Below are 23779 nucleotides of genomic sequence, written 5' to 3'. Positions count from 1 at the left end.
AGAGATGCCGATGAAGTCTTATTCGATCGCTATGATCCCCGGTGACGGCATTGGCCGGGACGTGACCGCCGCCGCATGGACGGTGCTGGAGGCCGCGGCAAAACACGCGGGCTTTGCCTTGACCGGAACCGAGTTCCCCTGGTCCTGCAAATTCTACAAGGATACCGGCCGCATGATGCCCGAGGACGGCATAGAGACCTTGCGCGGCTTCGACGCCATCCTTCTCGGCGCAGTCGGCTGGCCGGCGGAGGTGCCGGATTCCGTTTCGCTGCACGGCCTGCTGCTGCCGATCCGCAAGGCATTCGTGCAGTACGCCAACATCCGGCCGCACCGCCTGCTGCCGGGCGTGACAGGGCCGCTGCGGGCGGAAGGTTTCGACATATTGTGCATCCGCGAGAACACCGAAGGCGAATATTCGGGCGCCGGCGGTCGCGTGCATCAGGGCACGCTGGACGAGGTTGCGGTTGAGACCTCGATCTTCACCCGTGCCGGCGTCGAGCGCATCCTGCGCTTCGGCTTCGAGCAGGCGCGGACACGGAACGGCAAGCTGGCTTCCGTCACCAAGTCCAACGCGCAGAAATACTCGATGGTGTTCTGGGACGAGATCACCCGCAAGCTGGCCGCGGAGTATTCCGACGTCGCTGTGACCAGCTATCATGTCGATGCGCTCGCCGCGCGCATGATCATGGCGCCGGAGAGCCTCGACGTGGTCGTCGCCTCCAACCTGTTCGGCGATATCCTCACCGACATCGGCGCGGCAATCCAGGGCGGGCTCGGCTACGCTGCCTCAGCCAACATCAATCCCGACCACTCGGCGCCGTCCATGTTCGAGCCGGTGCACGGCTCGGCACCCGACATCGCACATCTGGGCATCGCCAATCCGATCGCCACCATCTGGTCCGGCGCCATGATGCTCGATCATCTCGGCGAAAAGCCTGCTGCCGACCGCGTCATGAAGGCGGTCGAGGTCGCAACCGCCAGAGGCATAGGCACCATTCCCGCCAAGGATCGCACAGAGGCCATCACCGCCGCCGTCGTCGCGGCGCTCACCTAATTGCAAGGTCATTTTCGATGAAAACCCTGAAAGACAAAAATCTCTTCCGCGAAGCCGGCCTGATCGGCGGTGAGTGGGTCGCTGCCGGCTCCGGCAAGACCGTCGATGTCATCGATCCGGCGACGCAGGCTGCCATCGGCACCGTACCGGACATGGCTGGCTCCGACACCCGCGCGGCCATAGACGCCGCGGCGTCCGCCTATGGCGACTGGAAGAAGAAAACCAACGCCGAGCGCGCCGACCTCCTCGAAGCCTGGCACGGCCTGATGCTGGCGCATCTGGACGATCTCGCGCTGATCCTGACGACTGAACAGGGCAAGCCGCTGGACGAAGCCAAAGGCGAGATCCGCTATGGCGCGTCCTTCGTCAAATGGTTCGCCGAGGAAGCACGCCGCATCAACGGCCACACCATCCCCTCGCCGACGCAAGACCGCCGCATCATCGTGCTGAAAGAACCGGTAGGCGTTTGCGGCATCATCACGCCGTGGAATTTTCCCAATGCGATGATCACCCGCAAGGTCGCGCCGGCGTTGGCCGCCGGCTGCACTGTGGTGATCAAGCCGTCCGAATTCACGCCCTATTCGGCGCTGGCGCTCGGCGTGCTTGCCGAACGGGCGGGCATCCCGGCCGGCGTCATCAACATCGTCACCGGCATGCCGGCCGAGATCGGCAACGAGATCATGGCGAACGAGACCGTCCGCAAGATTTCCTTTACCGGTTCGACGCGCGTCGGCTCGCTGCTGATGCGCGGTGCGGCCGACAGCGTGAAACGGCTCAGCCTCGAACTCGGCGGCAACGCGCCCTTCATCGTCTTCGACGACGCCGACCTCGACCTTGCCGTCGAGGGCGCGCTGGTCTCGAAGTTCCGCAATGGCGGCCAGACCTGCGTCTGCGCCAACCGCATCCTCGTCCAGGCGGGAGTCTACGAAGCCTTCGCTGCGAAGCTTTCGGCCCGCGTCAACGCCATGACGGTGGGGCCGGGCACGCAGCCCGGCGTCGCCATCGGTCCGATGATCAACATGGCGGCGGTCGAGAAGATCAACCGCCATGTCGAGGACGCGCTGGCCAAGGGTGCTGCAATCATCACCGAGAAGCCGGCGTTGCCGGAGGGTCCTCAATATGTCGCGCCGCTGGTGCTGAGCGGCGCCACCAAGGACATGCAGCTCGCCGGTGAAGAGACGTTCGGCCCGGTGGCGCCGCTTTTCCGGTTCGAGACGGAAGAGGAGGCGATCGCGCTGGCCAATGGCACGCCCTACGGGCTTGCTTCCTACTTCTACACCGAGAATTTGAAACGTGCCTGGCGCGTCGGCGAGGCATTGGAGTTCGGCATGGTGGGTTTGAACACCGGCTCGGTCTCGATGGAAGTGGCCCCTTTCGGCGGCATCAAACAGTCCGGCCTAGGTCGCGAGGGCGCGCAGGCCGGCATCGAGGAATATCTCGAGATGAAGAGCTTCCATATCGGTGGGCTGGGCTGAAGCGGTTGGCCGAAGCCCTCCCGCGCCGGATCGGAGATCACTGAATCCGGTCGAGCGCCTTGTAGTAGAGCCCGACCATCGGCAGGAACCAGGGCTTGCCGGAATAGCCGGGAATAGCGGGCCACTCGAGCCCCTTCAGCGGATTGCGATCCTCGCGGCCTAGCATGGCGTCGGCCAGGATCATGCCGAGATGGGTGGAAAGCTGCGCGCCGTGGCCGGAATAGCCCATCGCGTACCAGACACCCTCATGGTAACCGGCGCGCGGAAAGCGGTCCTTGGTCATGTCGACCAGCCCGCCCCAGCAATAGTCGATCCCGACCTTGGCGAGTTGCGGGAAGATCGCCGCGAGGCCTGCCCGCAAGATCTGCCCGCTCCTGGCGTCGGAGCGCTGGTCCGATGTCGCCGAGAAGCGTGCGCGGCCGCCGAAAATCAGCCGGTTATCAGGCGACAGCCGGAAGTAATTGCCGATGTTCATCGAGGTCACGCATGTCCGGTTGCCGGGCATGGTCGCTGCGACCTCGGTGTCGCTCAGCGGCCGCGTGGCGATGATGAAGCTGCCGACGGCGATGATCCTCCGGCGGAAATAATCGAAATTCGGCGTGGTGTAGGCGCCGGTCGCCACCAGCACATTGTCGGCGCTGACGCGGCCGCGCGAAGTGGTCAGCTCATGCCTGCCGCCGACCTGCTTGCGTTCCGTTACCACCGTGTTCTCATGGATGACGGCGCCATGACGGGTGGCGGCGGTGGCGAGACCCGCCACATAACGGCCCATATGCATCATGGCGCTCTTCTTCGACAACATCGCGCCATAGAAGGGCGAGCCGATCTCGGATTGGAGGTCGGCCGCCGACAACAGCGCCGTGTCCGGATCCACCTCTGCGTGGACGGCTTCGAAGTTGCGGGCGATCGCTTCGAAATGCCGAGGCTTGGAGGCGAGCTTCAGCTTGCCGGCGCGGCGGAAATCGCAATCGATGCCTTCTTCGGCGACCAGCGCCTCGATGGTATCGACGGAACTGTCGAGCGCCCGGTAAAGCGCGATTGCGCGGTCCTTGCCGAGCTCGGACTTGGCCGAGAGGTAGCTGTGGGCGAGGCCGTTGTTGAGGTGGCCGCCATTGCGGCCGGATGCGCCCCAGCCCACACGCTGCGCCTCCAGCACCGCCACCTTGGCACCGGCCTTCGCCAGCTGACGCGCGGCGGCGAGACCGGTGAAGCCGCCACCGATGATGGCGGCATCGTAGTGCCCCTCGACCGGGCCTTGCGCCCCGCCGGAAAACGCCGGGGCGGTGTCGTGCCAGTAGGAGACCAGCTTCATCGGCAATCCGCCTGTTTCAGAGTCCAACCACGCCCGCGAGACCGGAAATATCAGCGATCTCGACATAGCCGTAATACGGATTGGCCGGTTCGTGCCCGCGATTGACCCAGACCTTGTTCTTGATGCCGAGATCGTGCGCCGACATCAGGTCGTAGCGGAACGAAGACGAGCAGTGAAGAATATCTTCGGGACCGCAGCCCAGCCTATCGAACATGTATTCGAAAGCCTGGAAGCGGGGCTTGTAGGCCTGCGCCTGCTCGGCCGTGTAGACGGCATGGAACGGCGCGCCGAGTTTCTCGACATTGGACATGATCTGCGCGTTCATGGCGTTGGACAGGATGACCAGCGGAATCTCCTTGGCCACCTTCGCCAGGCCGGCCGGAACGTCCGCGTGAGGCCCCCAGGTCGGGACGCGCTCATAGACCATCCTGGCGTCGTCGGCGCTGAAGGCGACGCCGTTGCGCTTGCAGGAGCGCTCGAGTGCGTTGTGGACGACGTCGGCATAGGGCTTCCAGTCGCCCATGATCTCGTCAAGCCGATAGGCCGCGAAGTTCTTGATGAACTCCTGCATGCGCGGTTCGTCGAGCCGGCTGCCGTAGAGGTCGCGCGCCGCTTCCGCCATCTGGAAATGGGTCAACGTGCCGTAGCAGTCGAAGGTGATGTATTTGGGCCTGAAGGAAGCCATGTCCGTCGATCTCCGGTGGAAGCACATCCGCATTGGGATGTATTTCATCATAGGACGGCAGGCAGCGACCCACCTGACCGAAATCGCCCTCCGGAAAGCAGAAAGTTCCGTATCCGCCATACGGTTTGGCACGCTGTAGCATCCGGGTGGCCAATGAGGGCGCCTTCCGCGACCTGAAACGCATCCGCCGCTGCCAATGCCAGCACAAGATGCGGCGCGGCTGTCGCGCTACGGCGAAAGATACCGCCCAGACCGGCGCCTTCAGACGATCTGCGGCGCGCCGATGGTCGAGACTTATGGCAGACGGAAGGATGCCTCATGCAGCAGGACGAGATAGAACTTCGGGCCTTCGAACCTGACCATATCGAGGGAGCGGTTGTGCTTTCCCGCCAGGAGAACTGGCCGCATCGCCCACAGGACTGGCAGATGGCGCTGCAGCTTTCGAGCGGCTCGGTCGCGCTCGACGACCAGGGGCGCGTCGCCGGAACCATCCTGGTCACGCCCTACGGCATGGATTGCGCAATGATCAACATGGTGATCGTCGACAGGAACGCGCGCGGCAAGGGGCTTGGGCGCCGGCTTATGGATCGGGCCTTCGCCTTGGCTGGAAACCGTCCGTTGCGGCTTGTCGCGACGCTGGACGGGATGCCTCTCTATGAGAAACTTGGCTTTGTCCCCTCCGGTACGATCCTGCAGCATCAAGGCCAGGTTGCGGCGCTTGACGCACCCGGCGGCGTGGAAGCCGCAGACACCCGCAATCTGCCCGAAATCAAGGCGCTGGACCGCGATGCCTATGGCGCCGACCGGGAGGCCCTGATCGATGCGCTGGCGGAGCGGGGCCAGTTCGCCGTCATCCGCCGCAACGGTGCCCTCCAGGCCTATGCCGCGATCCGTCCGTTCGGACGCGGCGAGGTGATCGGCCCCGTCATCGCCGGAAATGCCGAGGATGCCAGGACCCTGATCCGTTTCTTCGCCGGTTCGCGCCCCGGCGCTTTCCTGCGGGTGGATACCGACAGCAGAACGGGTATCGCCGGCTGGCTCGAGGAAATCGGCCTCGTCCATGTCGGCGGCGGCGTGACCATGGACCGTCCGCCCGGGAAGAGCGCGGAACAGGCCAGGCCGAAAGTTTACGCACTCGCCAACCAGGCGCTCGGCTAGTCCGGAGGATAACAATGCTCGCCAATTCCCTGATCGAACTCGACCGCGCCCATCTCATTCATCCGGTCTCCTCATATCGCGGCCATGAGGCGCTCGGCGTGCGTGTGCTGAAATCGGCCAAGGGCGCGACCGTGACCGAAGCGTCCGGCCGGCAACTCGTCGACGGCTTCGCGGGACTGTGGTGCGTCAACGCCGGTTACGGCCACGACAGCATCGTCGAGGCGGCCGCCCGGCAGATGCGCGAGCTTCCCTACGCCACCGCCTATTTCGACCTCGGCGCGGAGCCGGCCATCCGGCTCGCTTCGGAGCTGGCCGAGCGCGCGCCCGGGGATCTCAATCATGTCTTTTTCACGCTTGGCGGATCCGACGCGGTCGACAGCACGGTCCGTTTCGTTCGCTACTACTGGAATGCCAGGGGCGCGCCGAAACGCGACCAGTTCATTTCCATCGAACAGGGCTATCATGGGTCGTCGGTGGTCGGCGCGGGCCTGACTGCCCTGCCCGCCTTTCACGCCGGTTTCGGCATTCCTTTCGAATGGCAGCACAAGATCCCGTCCCCCTACCCCTATCGCAACCCGGTCGGCGAGGACGCCAACGCGATCATTGCCGCATCGCTCGCCGCGCTGAAGGCCAAGATCGAAGAGCTCGGACCGGAGCGGGTCGCCGCCTTCTATGCCGAGCCGATCCAGGGCTCGGGCGGCGTCATCGTCCCGCCGAAAGGCTGGATCAAGGCCATGCGCGAACTCTGCCGGGAGTACGGCATCCTGTTCATCGCCGACGAGGTGATCACTGGCTTCGGTCGCACGGGGCCGCTGTTCGCCTGCACGGACGAGGAGATCGTTCCCGATTTCATGACGACCGCGAAAGGGCTGACCTCGGGCTATGTTCCCATGGGCGCCGTGTTCATGGCCGATCATGTCTACGACGTCATTGCCGATGGCGCGGGCGCTTCGTCCGTCGGCCACGGCTACACCTATTCCGCGCACCCCGTCAGCGCTGCCGTCGCGCTCGAGGTGTTGAAGCTCTACGAAGACGGCCTGTTGGAGAATGGCATCAAGGCCGGCGCCCGCCTGATGGCAGGGTTGTCCGGCCTGAGCGATCATCCGCTGGTCGGGGACGTGCGCGGCCGCGGCATGCTAGCCGCCATCGAGCTCGTGGTCGACAAGGAGAAGAAGACGCCGCTTCCGGCGTCGGCGATGCCGGCACGGCGCATCTTCGACCGGGCGTGGGACAACGGCCTGATCATCCGCGCTTTTGCCAATGGGGTTCTTGGTTATGCTCCCCCGCTCTGCTGCACCGACGCCGACATCGATGCGATCATCGAGCGCACACGCCGGACGCTCGACCAGACGCTGGCGGATCCCGATGTCCGCCAGGCTCTGGCATGACGGCGGCGAAATATGTCGTGTCTCGAAATATCGCCGGGGCGGACGATTTCGCAATTTTGTGCCGCCTCCTCACGCCTTTTCGGCGAATCCAGCGCGGGGGAAGTGCCAGACTGCAGTTAAGACAAGGCCAGAAGGCCCGGATTTCCGGGCCTTCGAAAAGGGCCGACGCCCCGGACAGCACGGAATTTTGTTCTGTTCAACACATGCAAATCGGCCGCGCGCAGAGGAGAGCCAGTCTTGGCCAGGGGCTTTAGTGAATTCAAATACTTGACCTTCGATGTCGTCGGCACGCTGATCGACTTCGAAGATGGCATCACGACCTGCCTGGCGGAAATTGCCGCGGAGGCCGGCGTTTCGATCGATGGCGAAGAAGCGCTGAGCCTCTACCGGCAGGCCCGCTACATGCCCGATGCCGGCCTGTTCCCCGACGATCTTGTGCGTGTCTACACAGTCATCGCGCCGCGGCTCGGCCTGCCGGCTGAGGAAAAATACGGCGTCCGCCTGCGGGATTCGGCCAGCCTCTGGCGAGGCTTCCCCGACAGCGCGGCGGCACTGGCCGAGCTTGCGAAATCCCACAGGCTGATCGCCATGACCAATGCCCGGCGCTGGGCGCTCGATCATTTCGAAAAGCAGCTCGGATCGCCCTTTTTCGCCACCTTCACCGTCGACGATACCGACACCGAGAAACCGGACCCGGCCTTCTTTCAGAAGGTCTTCGACTTCGTGGCCTCCCGAGGCGACAGCAAGGACGACATCCTGCATGTCGCGCAAAGCCAGTACCACGACATCGGCATATCCCGGGCACTTGGCATGACCAATTGCTGGATCGAGCGCCGGCACGCCCAGAAGGGCTATGGCGGCACGATCGAGCCCGAGCGTTTCACCGTGCCGGACTACCACTTCACCTCAATGGCCGCATTGGCGGCGGCCGTGCGGGAAAGCCTGAAGGAACGAACCTGAGCCCAAGCCCGGAAAGCCGCAGCAAGACGAGCATCCCGGAGAAACAAACAGAAAGGGGAATGATATGACCGACAAGATCACGAACTGGACCAGCGCAGACGATGCCATGGTCGAAAATGCCATCCGGCGGGGCGCGAGCCGCCGCGAACTCCTCAAGATGCTGCTGGCGGGCGGCGCTGCGGTTGCGGCGGGCAGCATAGTGCTTGGCCGTGCCACCAATGCCGTCGCCGCCACGCCGGTTTCCGGCGGAACGTTCAAGGCCGCCGGCTGGTCGTCCTCGACCGCCGACACGCTCGATCCGGCAAAGGCGTCGCTGTCGACCGACTATGTCCGCTGCTGCTCGCTCTACAACCGCCTGACTTTCCTAGACAAGGATGGCGTCACGCAGATGGAACTGGCTGAAAGCTTCGACAGCAAGGACGCCAAGACCTGGACCGTGAAGCTACGCAAGGGCGTCACCTTCCACGACGGCAAGGACCTCACCGCCGACGACGTCGTCTACTCGCTGAAGCGCCATCTCGACAAATCGGTTGGTTCCAAGGTCGCCAAGATCGCTGCGCAGATGACCGGCTTCAAGGCGGTCGACAAGTCGACCGTGGAGATTACGCTCGCCGACCCTAATGCCGACCTTCCGACCATCCTGGCGCTGCACCATTTCATGATCGTCCAGGACGGCACCACGGACTTCTCCAAGGGCAACGGCACCGGCGCCTTCGTGCTGCAAACGTTCGAGCCGGGCGTGCGGTCAGTCGTCACCAAGAACAAGAACTACTGGAAATCGGGCAAGCCCTATCTCGACTCCTTCGAGTTCATCGCCATCAGCGACGACAGCGCCCGCGTCAACGCCCTGCTTTCCGGCGACATCAATTTTGCGGCTTCGATCAATCCGCGCGCCATGAAGCTCATCGGCGGGCAGCAGGGCTTCGAGTTGTCAAAGACGACCTCGGGCAACTACACCGACCTCAACATCCGGCTCGACATGGATCCGGGCAACAAGGCCGACTTCGTGGCTGGCATGAAATATCTCGTCAACCGCGAGCAGATCGTCAAATCGGCGTTGCGCGGACTTGGCGAGATTGGCAACGACCAGCCTGTCTCCCCGGCAAACATCTTCCACAATCCCGACATCAAGCCGAAGGCTTTCGACCCGGACAAGGCGAAGTTCCACTTCCAGAAGTCAGGCTTGCTCGGCCAGTCCATTCCGGTGATCGCATCCGATGCCGCGACCTCCTCGATCGACATGGCGGTGATCATCCAGGCCGCGGGCGCCGATATCGGCATGAAGCTGGACGTCCAGCGTGTCCCGTCCGACGGCTATTGGGACAATTACTGGCTCAAGGCGCCAATCCATTTCGGCAACATCAATCCACGCCCGACGCCGGATATCCTGTTCTCGCTCCTCTACGCTTCCAACGCGCCGTGGAACGAAAGCCAGTACAAGTCCGAGAAGTTCGACAAGCTGCTTATCGAGGCGCGCGGCTCGCTCGATCAGGCCAAGCGCAAGGAAATCTACAACCAGATGCAGGTCATGGTCTCCGAGGAGGCCGGAACCATCATCCCGGCCTACATTTCCAACGTGGATGCCCTCTCCAGCAAGGTGAAGGGTTTGGAGGCGAACCCGCTCGGTGGCATGATGGGCTACGCAATGGCGGAATATCTCTGGCTCGAAGCCTGAGAGGCGCCTGCCAGGGACCGGGCAGCCGGCCCCTGGCACCTATTGCGCAATATGGCTTGGCCGAACGCAACCGCAGGAGCGCTTCCATGACGTCTGGGGTTCTAAACCTCGTGCTGAAGCGACTCGCGATCGCGGTCGTCACGCTTATGATCGTTCTATTCGCGGTGTTTTTCGCCACCAGCATGCTGCCTGGCGATACCGCGTCGATTCTGCTCGGCCAGGCGGCGACTCCGGAAGCCGTCGCGGGCCTGCGCGAAGCCATGCATCTCAACGATCCGGCAATCCTTCGCTTCCTGCGCTGGCTTTTCGGCCTTCTCCACGGCGATCTCGGCACCTCCTATGCCAATGAGATGCCGGTCGCGGCGCTGATCGGCGGACGCTTCGTGAACACCATGGAACTCGCCGGCATCACCACGCTGCTCTCGGTGCCCCTCGCGCTGACGCTGGGCATCACCGCCGCCATGCTGCGCGGCTCCCTCTACGACCGAACCGTCACCATCCTTTCGATCGGCGTGATCTCGGTGCCGGAATTCATGGTCGCGACCCTCGCGGTGCTGCTTTTCGCCGTTTACCTCAAATGGTTGCCGGCACTATCCTCGGTCAATGAAGCGCACACGCTGACCGATCTCGCGCGCATCTATGCAATGCCCGTGATCACGCTCACCTTCGTCATCTCCGCACAGATGATCCGCATGACCCGTGCCGCGGTGATCGAAACGCTCTCCACGCCTTATGTCGAGATGGCGCTTCTCAAAGGCGCCTCACGCAGCCGCATGGTGCTCAAGCACGCGCTTCCCAATGCGCTCGGGCCGATTGTCAACGCGGTCGCCCTATCTTTGTCCTATCTGGTCGGCGGCGTTATCATCGTGGAGACGATCTTCAACTATCCCGGCATCGCCAAGCTGATGGTCGATGCGGTAGCGACCCGCGACCTGCCGCTGATCCAGAGTTGCGCGATGATCTTCTGCCTCGGCTACCTCTTGCTCATCACGGTCGCCGACATCATCGCCATCATGTCCAACCCGAGGATCAGATGACGATGGCGCGCGTGGCAGCTTCCGGACGGTCCTTCCTTGGCCATAGCTACAATCTCGTGGGCATCGTGGCCTCGCTGGTCATCCTGGCGTGGACGCTGATCGCCATCTTCGCGCCCACCATCATTCCCCATTCCATCGGCGACATCGTCGACGACGATTATTTCGGCCCGATGCGTCAGGGACTATGGCTCGGCTCGGATTATCTGGGGCGCGACATGCTCTCGCGGGTGCTGATGGGCGCGCGCTACACGGTCGGCATATCGCTCGCCGCCGTCGCCATCGCCTGCTTCTCGGGCGTGGTGCTGGGGATGACCGCGGCCGTCATCGGCGGCTGGGTAGACACCTGCCTCAGCCGCTTCCTGGATGCCATGAATTCCATCCCCAGCAAGCTGTTCGGCCTTGTGGTCGTCGCCGCGGTCGGCTCGTCGATACCAGCGCTGATCCTGACGCTTGCCGTCATCTATATACCGGGCGCCTACCGCTTCGCGCGGGCGCTCGCCGTCAACATCAACAGCATGGACTTCATGACCGTCGCTCGGGTCCGCGGCGAAAGCACCGCCTATCTCATCGGATCCGAAATCCTGCCCAACATCATCCGCCCGGTGCTGGCCGATTTCGGTCTGCGCTTCGTCTTCATCGTGCTCTTGCTCTCCGGCCTGTCCTTCCTCGGGCTCGGCCTGCAGCCGCCGCTCGCCGACTGGGGCGCGCTGGTGCGCGAGAACATAGGGGGCCTGCCCTTTGCGGCGCCCGCCGTCATCATTCCCTCGCTGGCGATCGCCAGCCTCACCATCAGCGTCAACCTGCTGATCGACAATTTGCCGCAGAAGATCAGGGACCGCGACGCATGACCAATCTCGTCGAGGTCAGGAATCTGAGGATCGAGGCGACGACCGACGCCGGACGTGTCGTTGAAATCATCAAGGGCGTCAGCCTCGACATCGCCGACGGCGAGATCGTCGCCCTGATCGGCGAGAGCGGCTCCGGCAAGACGACGGTGGCGCTCTCGCTCATGGGCTATGCGCGGCCCGGCTGCCGGATCATCGGCGGCGAGATCAATGTAAACGGCAAGAACATGGCCGCACTGTCCGAAAAGCAGCGCGCCAAATTGCGCGGCACCGACATTGCCTATGTTCCGCAAAGTGCCGCCGCCTCGTTCAACCCCTCGTCCACCATCATGGAGCAGGTGATCGAGGTTACGCGAATCCACGGGCTGATGCCGCCCGAGCAGGCGCGAAAGCGCGCGGTCGAGCTGTTCAGGGCCTTGTCGCTGCCGGACCCGGAAGGAATTGGCGCGCGTTATCCGCACCAGGTTTCGGGCGGGCAATTGCAGCGGCTGTCGGCGGCCATGGCGCTGATCGGCGATCCCAAGCTGATGATCTTCGACGAGCCGACCACGGCACTCGACGTAACGACACAGATCGACGTGCTGAAGGCATTCAAGTCGGTCATGCGGGCTGGCGGGATAGCGGGGGTCTATGTTTCGCACGACCTCGCCGTCGTCGCCCAGATCGCCGACTGCATCGTGGTGCTGAAAGGCGGCGAAGTGCAGGAGACCGGCACCACGGCTGAGATTCTTTCGGCCGCCCGGCACCCCTATACGCGCGAACTGCTTGCTGCCTTCGAGCCGAAGCCGCGGCAGGCGCATGCCGACGCGGATGCCGGCGCGAAGCCGTTGCTGCGTATCGACAATGTGACCGCCGGCTATGGCGCGGTGCGAGATAACGGGCTGCCACTCATCCGGGCCGTCGATTCCGTCAGCCTGGTCGTCGAGAAGGGACGAAATCTCGGCATTATCGGCGAATCCGGCTGCGGAAAATCGACACTGGCGCGCGTCATCGCCGGCATCCATCCGGCGGCGGCCGGCGACATCATATTCGATGGCAAAGAACTGCAGCGAGCCGCAGGGAGGCGCAGCCAGGACCAGCTGCGCGAGATGCAGATCGTGTTCCAGTATGCCGATACCGCGCTCAATCCGGCCAAGCCGGTGGAGGATATCATCTCCCGGCCACTGGCCTTCTATCACGGGCTCGACAGGCAGGCGCGCTCGAAGCGCGTCGACGAACTGCTCGACATGGTTCGCCTGCCCAGGACGCTGCGCTACCGTCGCCCGTCGGAGCTCTCGGGCGGCCAGAAGCAGCGCGTGAACTTCGCACGCGCCCTGGCGGCCGGCCCTAAGCTCATCATCTGCGACGAAATCACCTCGGCGCTCGACACGGTGGTGGCGGCCGCCGTGATCGAACTGCTCAAGGAGCTGCAGCGCGAGCTGGGCCTTTCCTACATTTTCATCAGCCACGACCTTTCAGTCGTCGAAGCGATCTGCGACGAGATCATGGTCATGTACAATGGCGAGCGGGTCGAGCAGATCACGCCCGACAAACTGAAGGCGCCCACCCACCCTTATTCCAAGCTTCTGTTCTCCTCCGTCCCGAAGCTTGACCCGACGTGGCTCGACGGCCTCGTCCGCGATCCCGAGTTGGTCAGCCAGTACGGCCATCGCTGACAAAACGGCAGAGGCTCACCTCGGAAACAGGCTGGGCAGCGGCATGTGCGCCTTGACGATTGGCGACTTCAGCACCACGAAGCTGAAATACTTGTCGATGCCGATATCCATGTCGGTCAGCCGCTCCATGATCGTCTGGTACTCGGCTATGCCGGCGGTCACGAATTTCATCAAATAGTCGTAGCCGCCCGACACGAGGTGGCATTCGATGACCTGGTCGATCTTCTCGACGACGGCGAGAAAGCGGGCGAAGTCGACCTGGCGATGGTTCTTCAAGGTGATTTCGGTGAACACGGTCAGCGTCTGGCCAAGCTTGCCGATGTTGATCTGCGCGGAATAGCCCTCGATGTAGCCCTCCGATTGCAGTCTCTTGACCCGCATAAGGCACGGGCTCGGCGACAGATGCACCAGTTCAGCCAGTTCCACATTGGTGATGCGGCCGTTCTTCTGCAATTCGTACAGAATCTTGATGTCGATCCGATCCAGTTTCACGGTCGTCTCCGCAGAACGCATGCCACAGCACAAAATGCTGCCTTGCCCATGGACATAAACACTACCACAGCCCTTTGGCCTGTCCATCCAAGCGGACCGCGCTTTGAAACGCAGAGGCTCCCGATTTCGACCGGGCTGCCGGAATAAAATTCTGCTTCGGCCTCAACTGCGGCAGCGGCTGCCTGCGCAACACGGTAGATTGGCGCGTCAAGGCAGAGAGACCATGCGCGCGCCGCTACAGCAAATCGAGACATCTGGCGAACTGCCGCGATCCGCGGACGCGGTGGTGATCGGCGGCGGCATCGTCGGTGTCTTCGCGGCCTATTATCTGGCCAGGCGTGGCATGCGGGTCGCGCTTGTCGAAAAAGGGCGCATCGGCGCCGAGCAGTCCTCCAGGAACTGGGGGTGGTGCCGCCAGCAGAATCGCGACGCGCGCGAGTTGCCGATGGCGACCCGCAGCCTCGATTTGTGGGATAGCTTTGCGACGGAAACCGGCGAAGACACCGGCTTTCGCCGCTGCGGCCTGCTTTATCTCAGCAATGACGAGGCGGAACTGGCCGGCTGGGCACGCTGGCGTGACTTCGCCAAAACGGCCGGCGTCACCACGCATATGCTCGACGGCGCCGAGGCCAGCGAGCGGGGCCGCGCCACGGGCCGGGCCTGGAAGGGCGGTGTCTTCTCACCGACCGACGGCACCGCCGACCCGTCGCGAGCAGCACCCTCGGTCGCCCGGGCCATCCTCAAGCTCGGGAGCACCGTGCATCAGAATTGCGCCGCGCGCGGTATCGAGACCGAAGGCGGGCGCCTGAGCGGGGTGGTCACCGAAAGCGGAACGATCAGGACGAAGGTGGCGGTGCTGGCCGGCGGCGCCTGGGCCTCGTCCTTTTGCCGGCAGTTTGGCTTCCGCTTTCCACAAGCGTCGATCCGCTCCTCCATCCTGTCCGTCTCGCCTGGCGCGGAGGGTCTGCCGGATGCGCTGCACACGGCAAGGATCTCGGCCACGCGACGCGGCGACGGCGGCTATACGCTCGCCATAAGTGGACGCGGCCGCGTGGACGTGACGCCGCAGCAATTGCGCTTCTCCTCGCAGTTCCTGCCCATGTTCCTGAAGCGGTGGCGCAGCCTCGCGCCCGGCGGGCTGCAGGGCGTACGCTCGGGTCACGAGACGCTCCGGCACTGGCGGCTCGACCAGCAGACGCCGATGGAGCGGATGCGCATTCTCGATCCGATCCCGGACCAGGCAACCATCCGCCTGACCCATGCCCGGGCGCTCGAACTTCTGCCCGGCCTTCGAAAGACCTCGATCAGCGCGGCCTGGGCCGGCTATATCGACAGCACGCCGGACGGTGTGCCCGCCATCGGCGAGATCCAAAGCGTTCCGGGTTTCTTCCTGGCTGCCGGATTTTCGGGACACGGCTTCGGCATCGGACCCGGCGCCGGTCATCTTGTTGCCGATCTGGTGGCCGGGTCGCAGCCGATCGTCGATCCGAAATCCTACGATCCACGGCGCTTCGATGCTTCGGCCTGGGGGCGGGTCGCCGATTTCTAAGAGGTGACCGATACCGAGGCGCGGTTTTCGCAATGGCATCAGCCTTCCGGGAGAAAGGCGCCGATAGGCGCAGGCCGCGCAGGGGCCTGCCCGCGAAACCGGCCGACGGCGTCGGGCGTGCAGCCGGATTGCGCCGCTGCGAGTTCAACGGCGGCCAAGTGACAATACCTCCCTTGGCATCGCCCCATGCCAAGGCGTGACAACGATTTTACCCTGTTGGCCTCGCCACCGCCCAAATCGACACTGTCGCGTACGGCTCCGGCAGTTACGTTCTCGCAGCGGCAGACGATCGCGGCGTCGGGGAGCGCCCGCACCATCGCTGCCGGCCAGGGAAAAGCGCAGACCAGGCCGTGGGCAAAGCGCTCTAGCCGCGTAAGCTCACGCAGATCGGCCGCGTTGGTGGGCGCTGGAAATCCAAGATCGGCAAGGCATGCCGCCGCCGCAAGACGCCCAGCGATCTCCGCGCCGTCCGCTCCCAGAAGACGAACCCCATCGCCCGCAAGATAGACTCCGTTGCCGGCGCGACCCATCCGGTCGGTCTTTGGCAGCCATTGCCGCCACTGCTCATCATAGGTGAAGGCGCATCCTGCCAGGTCGGCCAGATGCGTCTCCGCCCGCAGGTGCCAGCCCATTCCTATCGTGTCACATGGAGTGAGGCGCTGCCTTCCGCCGGCGTCGCGCCAGCGCATCGCCGTGACACCTTGCCCGTCGGCCTCGATCTTTTCGAGGCTGACGCCTGCGTGATAGCGACCGCCGAGCCTTGCCCGCAGGGCGAGGCCGCGCAGTGCGACGAGCGGCCGGGCCGCTAGCTTCCAGAGCCCCCGCATCTGCTGACGCCAGGGAGAGGTGTCGAGCACCGCCGCCACATCCGCTCCAGCCTTGATGAGTTGGGCACCGACCAGCGTCAGCAAAGGCCCCGACCCCATCAGGACGATCCGCCGCCCGAGCGCCACGCCCTGCGCCTTGAGCGCGATCTGCGCCGCGCCAAGGCTATAGACACCGGCACTCTGCCAGCCCGGGACTGGAGCGACACGATCGGACGCGCCGGTCGCAAGGATCAGACGGTCATAGAAGATCACCTGCACGCCGCCCTCGCCCAGCACGTGCAGCCGCCCCGTTTGCACGGCGATGACCGAGCTTCCCGCGCAATGGGTGAGTCGCCCGTCGGCCGTCAACCGGTCGAAGACCGCATGCAGTGCGCGCGCTTTCGCCGCCTCCGACCCGTAGAGCTGCCCCGGCGTGCGGACGAACCCGTCAGGCGGGCGACGATAGATCTGGCCGCCGGCGCGATTGCCTTCGTCGATCACAACCGGATGGAGCCCCGCATCGGCCAGCGCCGCCGCCGCCCTTATGCCGGCGGGACCAGCGCCGACGATCACGACCCGCGGCGACGGAGCCTCACTCACGGCCAATTCTCCGGCGGCGTGGTGCGCAACCGCATGCCTTCGGCGATCAGGGTTGTGCACGCCCGCAGGCGCGGTCCCTCCTCCTGCCACAACCAGCAGTCCTGGCAGGCCCCCATCAGGCAGAAGCCGGCGCGCGGCTCAGGTCCGAACTCGGACATTCGCAAGGCATGCCCTGACGCCAGCATCGCCGTCAGCACAGTGTCGCCCTCGAGCGCCCTACGGATCTGCCCGTCGAAAAAGAAATGCACCCCCGCCCGGTCGCGCTCGGCCAGCCGGACGATACGGCCGGCCGTGATCATTCCGCGGCCTCGCGCACGGGGTGGGGACGCGGCAGTTCGGGGAAGCGTTCGCAGACGGCATCGAAAGCCGCCTGGACACCCTCCGCCCCGGAGCGTCCCTTCATGCGGCGGAAGATCTCCGTCTTGGCGAAGAACCGCCAGTGGATCGGCAAGTCCCCCAGTATGGCGGTGAGCCGGTCATAGGCTGCCGGCGTCCACTGCGCCTCGTAGCCTTCGCGCTCCGGACCGAAATGGAAATGGCTGCTGGCCGGCTCGTGATGCGCGCGCAATTGCCCCGTTGCCTGCTCGTCAACCTCGTCGCCACGGACTACGACGCCATAGTCGCGTTCGGCCGCACCCGGCGAAAGATAGCCGCGCCGCACATCCTGCGCGACCCGCCAGGGCTCGCGTTCATATGGATCGCCGCGCCCACCGCCTCCGGCGGAGCGGATCTCGAGCACGTCGCCGGGCTGCAGGACCGCGGTGTCGATATTGCCCAGCCGCCGCTCGTGCCCGGTCCCCGGATTGACGACCATGTCCGAGAGGCCGGCGGCCTTGCCGCCCAGCACACCCCAAGGACGGAAGAAACTGCGGTCGCGGTTGCGCGCCGTGATCCTGGAGTCGGGGGCAAAGACGCGAAAGGCCATCTCGGTCGCCAGCCCGCCGCGCCAGCGGCCCGCGCCACCACTGTCCCTGGCGAGCCCGTATCTCACGAATTCGACGGGGGTCTCGGTCTCGGTGATCTCGATCGGCGTGTTCTTGAGATAGGCGGCATCCGCGCCAGAGCCGTTGGTCCCGTCGCGATGCGGCATCGCGCCGCCGCCGCCCACGACCGGATTCACCGCCGCGATGACGGTCCGGCTGGTGCGCTCGTCCGTGGTCATGACGTTGACGATGCAGTTGTTGCCAGCCGGAGCCGCGGGCAGGCGCTCCGGCACCGCTTGCGAGAAGGCGCCGAAGATGACCGACCGCAGCCGGGCGCAGGTGAGCGAGCGCATGCCGACCGCGGCGGGATGGACCGGATTCAGCACCGACCCCGTGGGTGCGATGCAGGTGAACGGCCGGGTGAGGCCTGTGTTGAGCAGGATCTTCGGGTTCAGCGTATAGAGCACGTAGTAGACGCCCACCAAAAGCATGGTGTGGCGCGGATCGCCGCCCGAAGGCACGTTGAGCGAGGAACCGAGTTGCGGATCGGAGCCGGTGAAGTCGAGCATCGCCTCGTCGCCCCTGATCGTCAGCCTCAGCTTCAGCCGGCATGGATTGGCCTCGACCGAATCCTCGTCGGCGTAGTCGGCGAATTCCCAGGTGCCGTCGGGCATGGCGCGCAGCACGTCGCGCGCTTGCGCCTCCGCGTGGTCGAGAAGCGCCGAAACGCCTTCGATGAAACCGGCCTTGCCGAACTTCCGCACCATCGCCTGAATCTTGCGCTCGCCGGTGTTGAGCGCCCCAACCAGCGCCTTGATGTCGCCGATGTTGAGGTCGGGCTTGCGCACATTGGTACTCATGATCCGCAGGATCGACTCATCGAAGACACCTTCCCGCACCAGCTTCATCGGCGGAAAGCGGATGCCTTCCTGATGGATTTCGGTGAGCGCCCGGCTGAGCGAAGCCGGCACCGCCCCGCCCATGTCGGTGTTGTGGATATGCCCTCCGGCCCAGGCGACGATCTCGCCGTCGACGAAGACCGGCTTCCACAGGTGCGTGTCGGGCGCGTGCGTGGCGACGTGGCCGGAATAAGGATCGTTGGTGAAGGCAACGTCGCCTGGCCGGTAGTCGCCGACCATCGCGATAGCGCGGTGATAGGAAAGCCCCGGATACCAGGTGGCGCCAAGCTCCATCGGCACGGCGAAGGTCGCTCCCGACCGATCCATCAGCATCACCGTAAAATCCTGCGTCTCCTTGACGAAGGCGGAGTGCGCGGTGCGATGCAGCGTATGGGCCATGTTCTCGGCGGCCGCGCGGGCATGGTTGGCCAGAACCTGGAGGTTTGTGCGGTCAAACATGGCGTCACTCCGCGAAGGTCAGCAGAAGGTTGAGATGGCGGTCTACCCGTGCCTGCGCTCCGGCGGGAATGGCGAAGGTGGTGTCTTCCTGAACGACCACGGCAGGCCCGTGGAACGTGCTGCCCGGGACGAGGGCCTGCCGGTCGTGGAGGTCGACGGTTTCGACGCGGAGGCCCGTATAGACAGGGAGCCGGCGCGCCGGGATGGCAGCAACGTCCACTTCTTCGGTCTCCGGGAGGGAGAGTTTCGGCCCGGCGCCTATGGCGGACAGCCTGATATCCACAAGCTCGACCTCGCCATCCGGGTCGTGGAAATCGTAAAGCCTCTGATGGGTAAGATGGAAGGCCTGCTCGATAGGCGCTACGTCGTCGTCCGTCAGCCATTCCGGCGAAAGGACGACCTCGATCTCATAGCTTTGGCCGAAGTAGCGCATGTCGCAGGACAGAGTGAGTTCCGCCGCCGCGTCGTGCCCCTGCGCCGCAAGCCAGCCGCGCCCCTCATGCGCGAGCGCCTCGAAGGCCTCGCGAATTGCCGGGAGCGTAGCGCCCGACAGCGGGGTGAAGACGGTGCGGATGAAGTCGCTTCGCAGATTCGCCACCAGCCCGCCCAGCGCCGACACCACGCCGGGGCGGCGGGGCGCCATGACGCGCTTCATCCCGAGCTCGCGGGCAAGAAAGGCGCCGAGCATCGGGCCGCCGCCACCAAAGGGCATCAGCGTGAAATCGCGCAAGTCGACGCCGGCGCGCGAAGCGAGCTTCTCGACCTCGACGAACATTTCCGACACCGCGATATCGAGGATCGCCTGCGCCGTCTGCTCGACCGTGCGGCCGAGCCGGGCGGCAAGGTCGCCAACCGCGCGATGCGCCAGTTGGGTATCGATCCTGAGCTGGCCATAGGCCATCTCGCTGTGGCCGAGCCATCCGCACACCACCATGGCGTCCGTCACCGTCGCACGTTCGCCGCCACGGCCATAGCAGGCTGGCCCAGGTGTCGAACCGGCCGACTCCGGCCCGACCCGCAGCACCGTTTGAGCATCGACGCTGGCGATCGAGCCGCCGCCGACACCGATCGAGCTGACCGACACGGACGGGATATGGAGCGGGAATTCGCCGATAAGCTCACCTGTCCCGAACTGCGGCTCGCCGTCGATGATGAGCGCGAAGTCGGCCGAGGTCCCTCCAATGTCCAGGGTAAGGATCCTGTTTTCACCAGCCTGGCGCGCCAGCCACGAGGCGCCGATGACGCCGGAGGCCGTTCCCGACAAAAGCATGTTCACGCAGGCGCGCTTGCCTTCGGCCGCGTTCATCAGCCCGCCATTCGACTTGGTCAGCATCGGGCGGGCAGGCACGCCGCGGTCCTTCAGCCGCGCTTCCAGCGCCGTCAGGTAGGATGAGACGCGCGGATGGACATAGCCGTTGAGGATGGCGGTCGAACTGCGCTCATATTCGCGGATGACCGGCCACACCTCGGCCGAAGAGAAGACGAAGAGATCAGGCGCAAGACGAGCGATGGCCGCTTTGACCGAGGCTTCCTGCGCGGCGTTGCGCCAGGCATGGAGAAAACAGACGATGATGCCTAGGGCGCCGTTCGCTTTCGCCGCGGCCACCGCCTTCTCCACCGCCACCATATCAGGCGCCTGGGATTCGCTCCCATCGGCACGCATGCGGGTCGGGATGCCGAACACCATGTCGCGCGAGATCAGCGGGTCCGGCCGCGAGCAGAACAGCGAATACATATCCGGCATGCGCAGCCGCGCAAGTTCGATCACGTCCTCGAAGCCGGCATTGGTGAACAGCGCCAGCGGCGCGCCCTTGCGCTGGATGATGGTGTTGATGCCGACGGTCGTTCCGTGCACGAAGCGCGTCATGCGGGTGGGGTCAAAGCCTTCGCGCTCAGCAAGCAGCCTGAGGCCCGTCATCAGCTCGGCGCCCGGATCCTCCGGCGTCGTCAGCACTTTCAGCGAGGCAACGCGCCCGGAATTTGCTTCGAGCGCACAGAAATCGATGAATGTGCCGCCGATATCAACGCCGACCTTCCAGTCAGCTTGGTTCCGCGCCTCGTCCGCCGCGATGGCACCATCCATGATACGTCCCTTCCTGTCTGCCAACCAAAGCTGACACGACAGGATGGCCGGGGTCCAAGACGTATGACGAGGAACAATATAAGTCTTGCTTATGCCCCTGTCCCGTCACTGCCCAGCACGACTGAACAGGCCGCGCGGATCTGGTCGCGCATCATTTCATCGGCCCGCGAAAGAGCCCGTGTGCGCGAGGTGAGCAGCGCGATCGGGAATTCCGGCCCATTCGCGAGAGGCCGGACGGCAAGCCCGGCAAACTGGTGCCAGGGCAGCAGCGCATCGACGAGGGCGATACCCAGACCGGCCTGGACGAAGCCGACCGCCGAGATGGAGACATCGATCTCGAGCGACGGCGAAAGCGCCACACCTTGCGCGCGCGCGGCATGGGCCAGTTCGTCGGCGGGGCGGGTGTTTCCGCGATAGGATATCAATTCCTCGCCGGCGAGATCGGCGAGCGTGAGCTCGGTTTTCACGGCCAACGCATGCCCGGTGGGCAGCAGGCAGGCGAAGCCGACGCTACCGAGCACCTCCGCCTCGATGTCGGGAGGCAGGCGGTCGTCCAAGGCCACGCCAAGGCTGGCATCGCCGGCGCGCAGCATGTCGACGATCGCTGCGATCGGCGCCATGTGGGAGCGCAGCAAAATATCGGGATGCCGCGCCCGGAAGCTGGTGAAAGCGCGCGGCAAGATCGCCAGGGCTGGCGGCGGCGAGGCCGCGACCCGGACCAGCCCCGTCCGACCCAGACGCAGATCAGTGGTCTTGCGGCGCAAGCCCTCCAACCCCGCCGATAGACGCTCGGCATCGGCGAATATCTCGAGCGCCTCCGGGGTTGGCCGCAGCCGGCCCTTGATGCGCTCGAACAACGTGAAGCCGAGTTCGTCCTCGGTGTGGAGCAGGATCTGGCTGAGTGCGGGTTGGGAGATGTTCAGCATCCGCGCCGCGGCGGTCACGGTACCCGCGCGCATGACGGCGATGAACACTTCGAGCTGACGGGCCCGCATTGCCACTCCATAGGTCAAGCTTATGGCTGTTGTCCAAACCCATCTTTGACGCAATCCTGCGGAGCCGACAAGATCGGCGACTTCAGGATCATTCGCTCCGCGCAGGAACAACCATGGATGTGATCGTGCTGGGCGGTGGATTGATGGGAACGGCTTCGGCCTATTTCCTCGCCCGGCGCGGTGCGCGCGTGACGCTGATCGAGCGCAGCCGGGTCGGCACCGGAGCGACCGTCGCTTCCTTCGGCAACATCCGGCGCACGGGGCGTCATCTGTCCCAGCTTCCGCTGGCCCACCGCTCGCTTGAGCTGTGGCGAGAGGCCGATCGGATGCTGGGCCGTGACGTGGAATTCCGCGCCACCGGTCATATCCGGCTGATCTTTGATGAAGGTAGTCTTGCCGACATGCGGGCTTATGCCGAGGCGGCGCGACCTTGGGGGCTTGAACTGGAGGAACTCGGACAGCGCGAAATCTCCTCCCGCTTTCCCGGCCTCGGCCCCGACGCGATCGCCGCGTCGTTCTCGCCGCATGACGGCAGCGGTAATCCCCGACTGATCGCGCCGGCCTTCGCCGAAGCCGCCCGCAAGCTCGGCGTGGCGATCGTCGAGGATGCCGAAATCGACACGATCAGGCGCTCGGGGTCCGGGTTCGTTGTCGTATGTTCCAAAGGTACATTCGCCGCCGAGTGTCTGCTCAATACCGTCGGAGCCTGGGGCGCGCGCATCGCCGCGCAGTTCGGCGAAGAGGTTCCGCTCGACGCCTGCGGTCCGCAGATGGGCGTGACCGAGCCACTGCCGCATCGGATTCTGCCGGTGGTGGGCATCTGGACGCGCGACAAGGACCATGGCGCCTATCTGCGTCAGGTCGAGCGGGGCAACATCGTCTTCGGCGGCGCGGCCGAAAGGGTACCGGTGGACCTCGATCCAGGTCATGCGGTCGCCGATCCCACGCGCCTTCCGCTGCAATTGCGCGCGGTCGCGCGACTGCTGCCGGCAATCGCGCAGGTCGCGGTCATCCGCACCTGGTCCGGCTGCGAGGGTTATGTGCGCGACATGCTGCCGGTCATGGGACGCTCGGCGACAACGCCGGGCCTGTTCCACGCCTTCGGCTTCAGCGGACATGGCTTCCAGCTTGGTCCGGGCGTGGGCGACGCCATGGCCGAACTCATCATGACCGGCCGTTGCGAAACACCGCTCGACGATTTCAGGGTTGATCGCTTCGGCCGCGCAGCCTGATCGAGCAACTGACGACATCCGCGCCACGATGGTTCTCTTGGCCGCGAAAGGCGGGATGGTTACTCTCGCATGCGCCTTAGGGCATGACGATCTCAGGCGAAGAGGTGACGCTGTAAGGGACGAAAATTTCCTTAACGACCTTAGCCACCAACCCTGGCACCGGAGACGTGCGCGGCCGAAATCAGAGCCGACCTAGTCGTACGCCATTGCCGCCGATTACCGCACGCATCGTTGCAGGGTCTTTCGGTCCAACATCAGAGTTCTTTCGCGTCATCCCGTATCGTACCGCAACTCTTGTGTGCACAGGTGACCTTAGCTGGCCTTCAATGCCGCCTTCGCAACAAGAGCGGCCCGTTCCGAACCATTCTGGAATGACCGCATTGGGGGCGTTTCGTTAAGGAAGGCTCGACCTGACCCTCGGGATCCGGGCTTGTCTGACCAGACGACATGCCAATTCAACGGGATTGCTTGATTGCTTGGCCGGCGCTTTTCACCCA

Annotated in this window: 19 protein-coding genes; 11 read left to right on the top strand and 8 right to left on the bottom strand. The window is 64.7% G+C overall.

Annotated features, from left to right (window positions below; translation table 11 throughout):
- Positions 1-10: 10 nt before the first annotated feature.
- Both MAFF_RS28765 and MAFF_RS28760 read left to right on the top strand, forming a co-directional pair.
- The gene (locus MAFF_RS28765; RefSeq protein WP_010914530.1) at positions 11-1054 is read left to right on the top strand and encodes a tartrate dehydrogenase; all 1044 of its coding nucleotides are present in this window, start codon (positions 11-13) and stop codon (positions 1052-1054) included.
- A gap of 17 nt (positions 1055-1071) precedes the next feature.
- Entirely contained in the window at positions 1072-2529 is a 1458-nt protein-coding gene (locus MAFF_RS28760) for an NAD-dependent succinate-semialdehyde dehydrogenase (protein ID WP_010914529.1), read from the top strand.
- A gap of 37 nt (positions 2530-2566) precedes the next feature.
- On the opposite strand, the gene MAFF_RS28755 is transcribed toward MAFF_RS28760, so the two are convergent.
- Both MAFF_RS28755 and MAFF_RS28750 read right to left on the bottom strand, forming a co-directional pair.
- The gene (locus tag MAFF_RS28755; protein WP_044549535.1) at positions 2567-3841 is read right to left on the bottom strand and encodes an NAD(P)/FAD-dependent oxidoreductase; all 1275 of its coding nucleotides are present in this window, start codon (positions 3839-3841) and stop codon (positions 2567-2569) included.
- 16 nt (positions 3842-3857) lie between these two features.
- Positions 3858-4526, bottom strand: coding sequence for a haloacid dehalogenase type II (locus MAFF_RS28750; RefSeq protein WP_010914527.1), 669 nt, complete (start codon positions 4524-4526; stop codon positions 3858-3860).
- A 318-nt stretch (positions 4527-4844) separates the two neighbouring features.
- On the opposite strand from MAFF_RS28750, the gene MAFF_RS28745 reads away from it, so the two are divergent.
- From MAFF_RS28745 to MAFF_RS28715, 7 genes are all read left to right on the top strand, one after another.
- Complete coding sequence (locus tag MAFF_RS28745; protein WP_010914525.1) at positions 4845-5684, top strand: GNAT family N-acetyltransferase; 840 nt, start codon at positions 4845-4847, stop codon at positions 5682-5684.
- A 14-nt stretch (positions 5685-5698) separates the two neighbouring features.
- On the top strand, positions 5699-7072 hold the full coding sequence (locus MAFF_RS28740) for an aspartate aminotransferase family protein (protein ID WP_010914524.1): 1374 nt from the start codon (positions 5699-5701) through the stop codon (positions 7070-7072).
- Between the two features lie 237 nt (positions 7073-7309).
- Positions 7310-8032, top strand: coding sequence for an HAD-IA family hydrolase (locus tag MAFF_RS28735; protein ID WP_032929095.1), 723 nt, complete (start codon positions 7310-7312; stop codon positions 8030-8032).
- A 64-nt stretch (positions 8033-8096) separates the two neighbouring features.
- Positions 8097-9707 (top strand): ABC transporter substrate-binding protein, encoded by a 1611-nt coding sequence (locus MAFF_RS28730; protein ID WP_044549530.1) that lies wholly within the window; start codon positions 8097-8099, stop codon positions 9705-9707.
- An 86-nt stretch (positions 9708-9793) separates the two neighbouring features.
- Positions 9794-10744 carry an ABC transporter permease gene (locus tag MAFF_RS28725; protein WP_010914521.1) on the top strand — a complete coding sequence of 317 codons (951 nt, stop codon included), beginning with the start codon at positions 9794-9796 and terminating at the stop codon, positions 10742-10744.
- Entirely contained in the window at positions 10741-11592 is an 852-nt protein-coding gene (locus tag MAFF_RS28720) for an ABC transporter permease (protein ID WP_010914520.1), read from the top strand. The genes MAFF_RS28725 and MAFF_RS28720 overlap by 4 nt, the downstream gene beginning before the upstream one ends.
- On the top strand, positions 11589-13244 hold the full coding sequence (locus MAFF_RS28715; protein ID WP_010914519.1) for an ABC transporter ATP-binding protein: 1656 nt from the start codon (positions 11589-11591) through the stop codon (positions 13242-13244). The genes MAFF_RS28720 and MAFF_RS28715 overlap by 4 nt, the downstream gene beginning before the upstream one ends.
- 15 nt (positions 13245-13259) lie before the next feature.
- Here the strand turns inward: MAFF_RS28715 and MAFF_RS28710 are convergent, their stop codons facing one another.
- Positions 13260-13736, bottom strand: coding sequence for an Lrp/AsnC family transcriptional regulator (locus MAFF_RS28710; protein WP_032933129.1), 477 nt, complete (start codon positions 13734-13736; stop codon positions 13260-13262).
- 223 nt (positions 13737-13959) lie between these two features.
- Here MAFF_RS28710 and MAFF_RS28705 point away from each other — a divergent pair, with 223 nt between their 5' ends.
- Positions 13960-15285: an NAD(P)/FAD-dependent oxidoreductase gene (locus MAFF_RS28705; protein ID WP_010914517.1), complete on the top strand. Its 1326-nt coding sequence runs from the start codon at positions 13960-13962 to the stop codon at positions 15283-15285.
- Positions 15286-15323: 38 nt separating this feature from the next.
- Here the strand turns inward: MAFF_RS28705 and MAFF_RS28700 are convergent, their stop codons facing one another.
- The 5 genes from MAFF_RS28700 to MAFF_RS28680 all read right to left on the bottom strand — a co-directional run bounded on the left by MAFF_RS28700 (position 15324) and on the right by MAFF_RS28680 (position 22050).
- On the bottom strand, positions 15324-16691 hold the full coding sequence (locus tag MAFF_RS28700) for an NAD(P)/FAD-dependent oxidoreductase (RefSeq protein WP_044549526.1): 1368 nt from the start codon (positions 16689-16691) through the stop codon (positions 15324-15326).
- The gene (locus MAFF_RS28695) at positions 16688-16990 is read right to left on the bottom strand and encodes a (2Fe-2S)-binding protein (RefSeq protein ID WP_010914515.1); all 303 of its coding nucleotides are present in this window, start codon (positions 16988-16990) and stop codon (positions 16688-16690) included. The genes MAFF_RS28700 and MAFF_RS28695 overlap by 4 nt, the downstream gene beginning before the upstream one ends.
- A complete protein-coding gene (locus MAFF_RS28690; RefSeq protein ID WP_010914514.1) occupies positions 16987-18972 on the bottom strand; it encodes a hydantoinase B/oxoprolinase family protein in 1986 nt (661 codons plus the stop codon). Before MAFF_RS28690 ends, MAFF_RS28695 begins: the two co-directional genes overlap by 4 nt.
- 4 nt (positions 18973-18976) lie before the next feature.
- Entirely contained in the window at positions 18977-21055 is a 2079-nt protein-coding gene (locus tag MAFF_RS28685) for a hydantoinase/oxoprolinase family protein (RefSeq protein ID WP_010914513.1), read from the bottom strand.
- Positions 21056-21144: 89 nt separating this feature from the next.
- Entirely contained in the window at positions 21145-22050 is a 906-nt protein-coding gene (locus MAFF_RS28680; protein WP_010914512.1) for a LysR family transcriptional regulator, read from the bottom strand.
- Positions 22051-22163: 113 nt separating this feature from the next.
- Here MAFF_RS28680 and MAFF_RS28675 point away from each other — a divergent pair, with 113 nt between their 5' ends.
- The gene (locus tag MAFF_RS28675; protein WP_010914511.1) at positions 22164-23282 is read left to right on the top strand and encodes an NAD(P)/FAD-dependent oxidoreductase; all 1119 of its coding nucleotides are present in this window, start codon (positions 22164-22166) and stop codon (positions 23280-23282) included.
- The last annotated feature ends 497 nt before the right edge of the window (positions 23283-23779 follow it).

The sequence above is a fragment of the Mesorhizobium japonicum MAFF 303099 genome, from assembly GCF_000009625.1.
GTDB lineage: Bacteria > Pseudomonadota > Alphaproteobacteria > Rhizobiales > Rhizobiaceae > Mesorhizobium > Mesorhizobium japonicum.
Note: the sequence above shows the minus strand (reverse complement) of the source record. Positions and strands in the feature narration are given on the sequence as shown.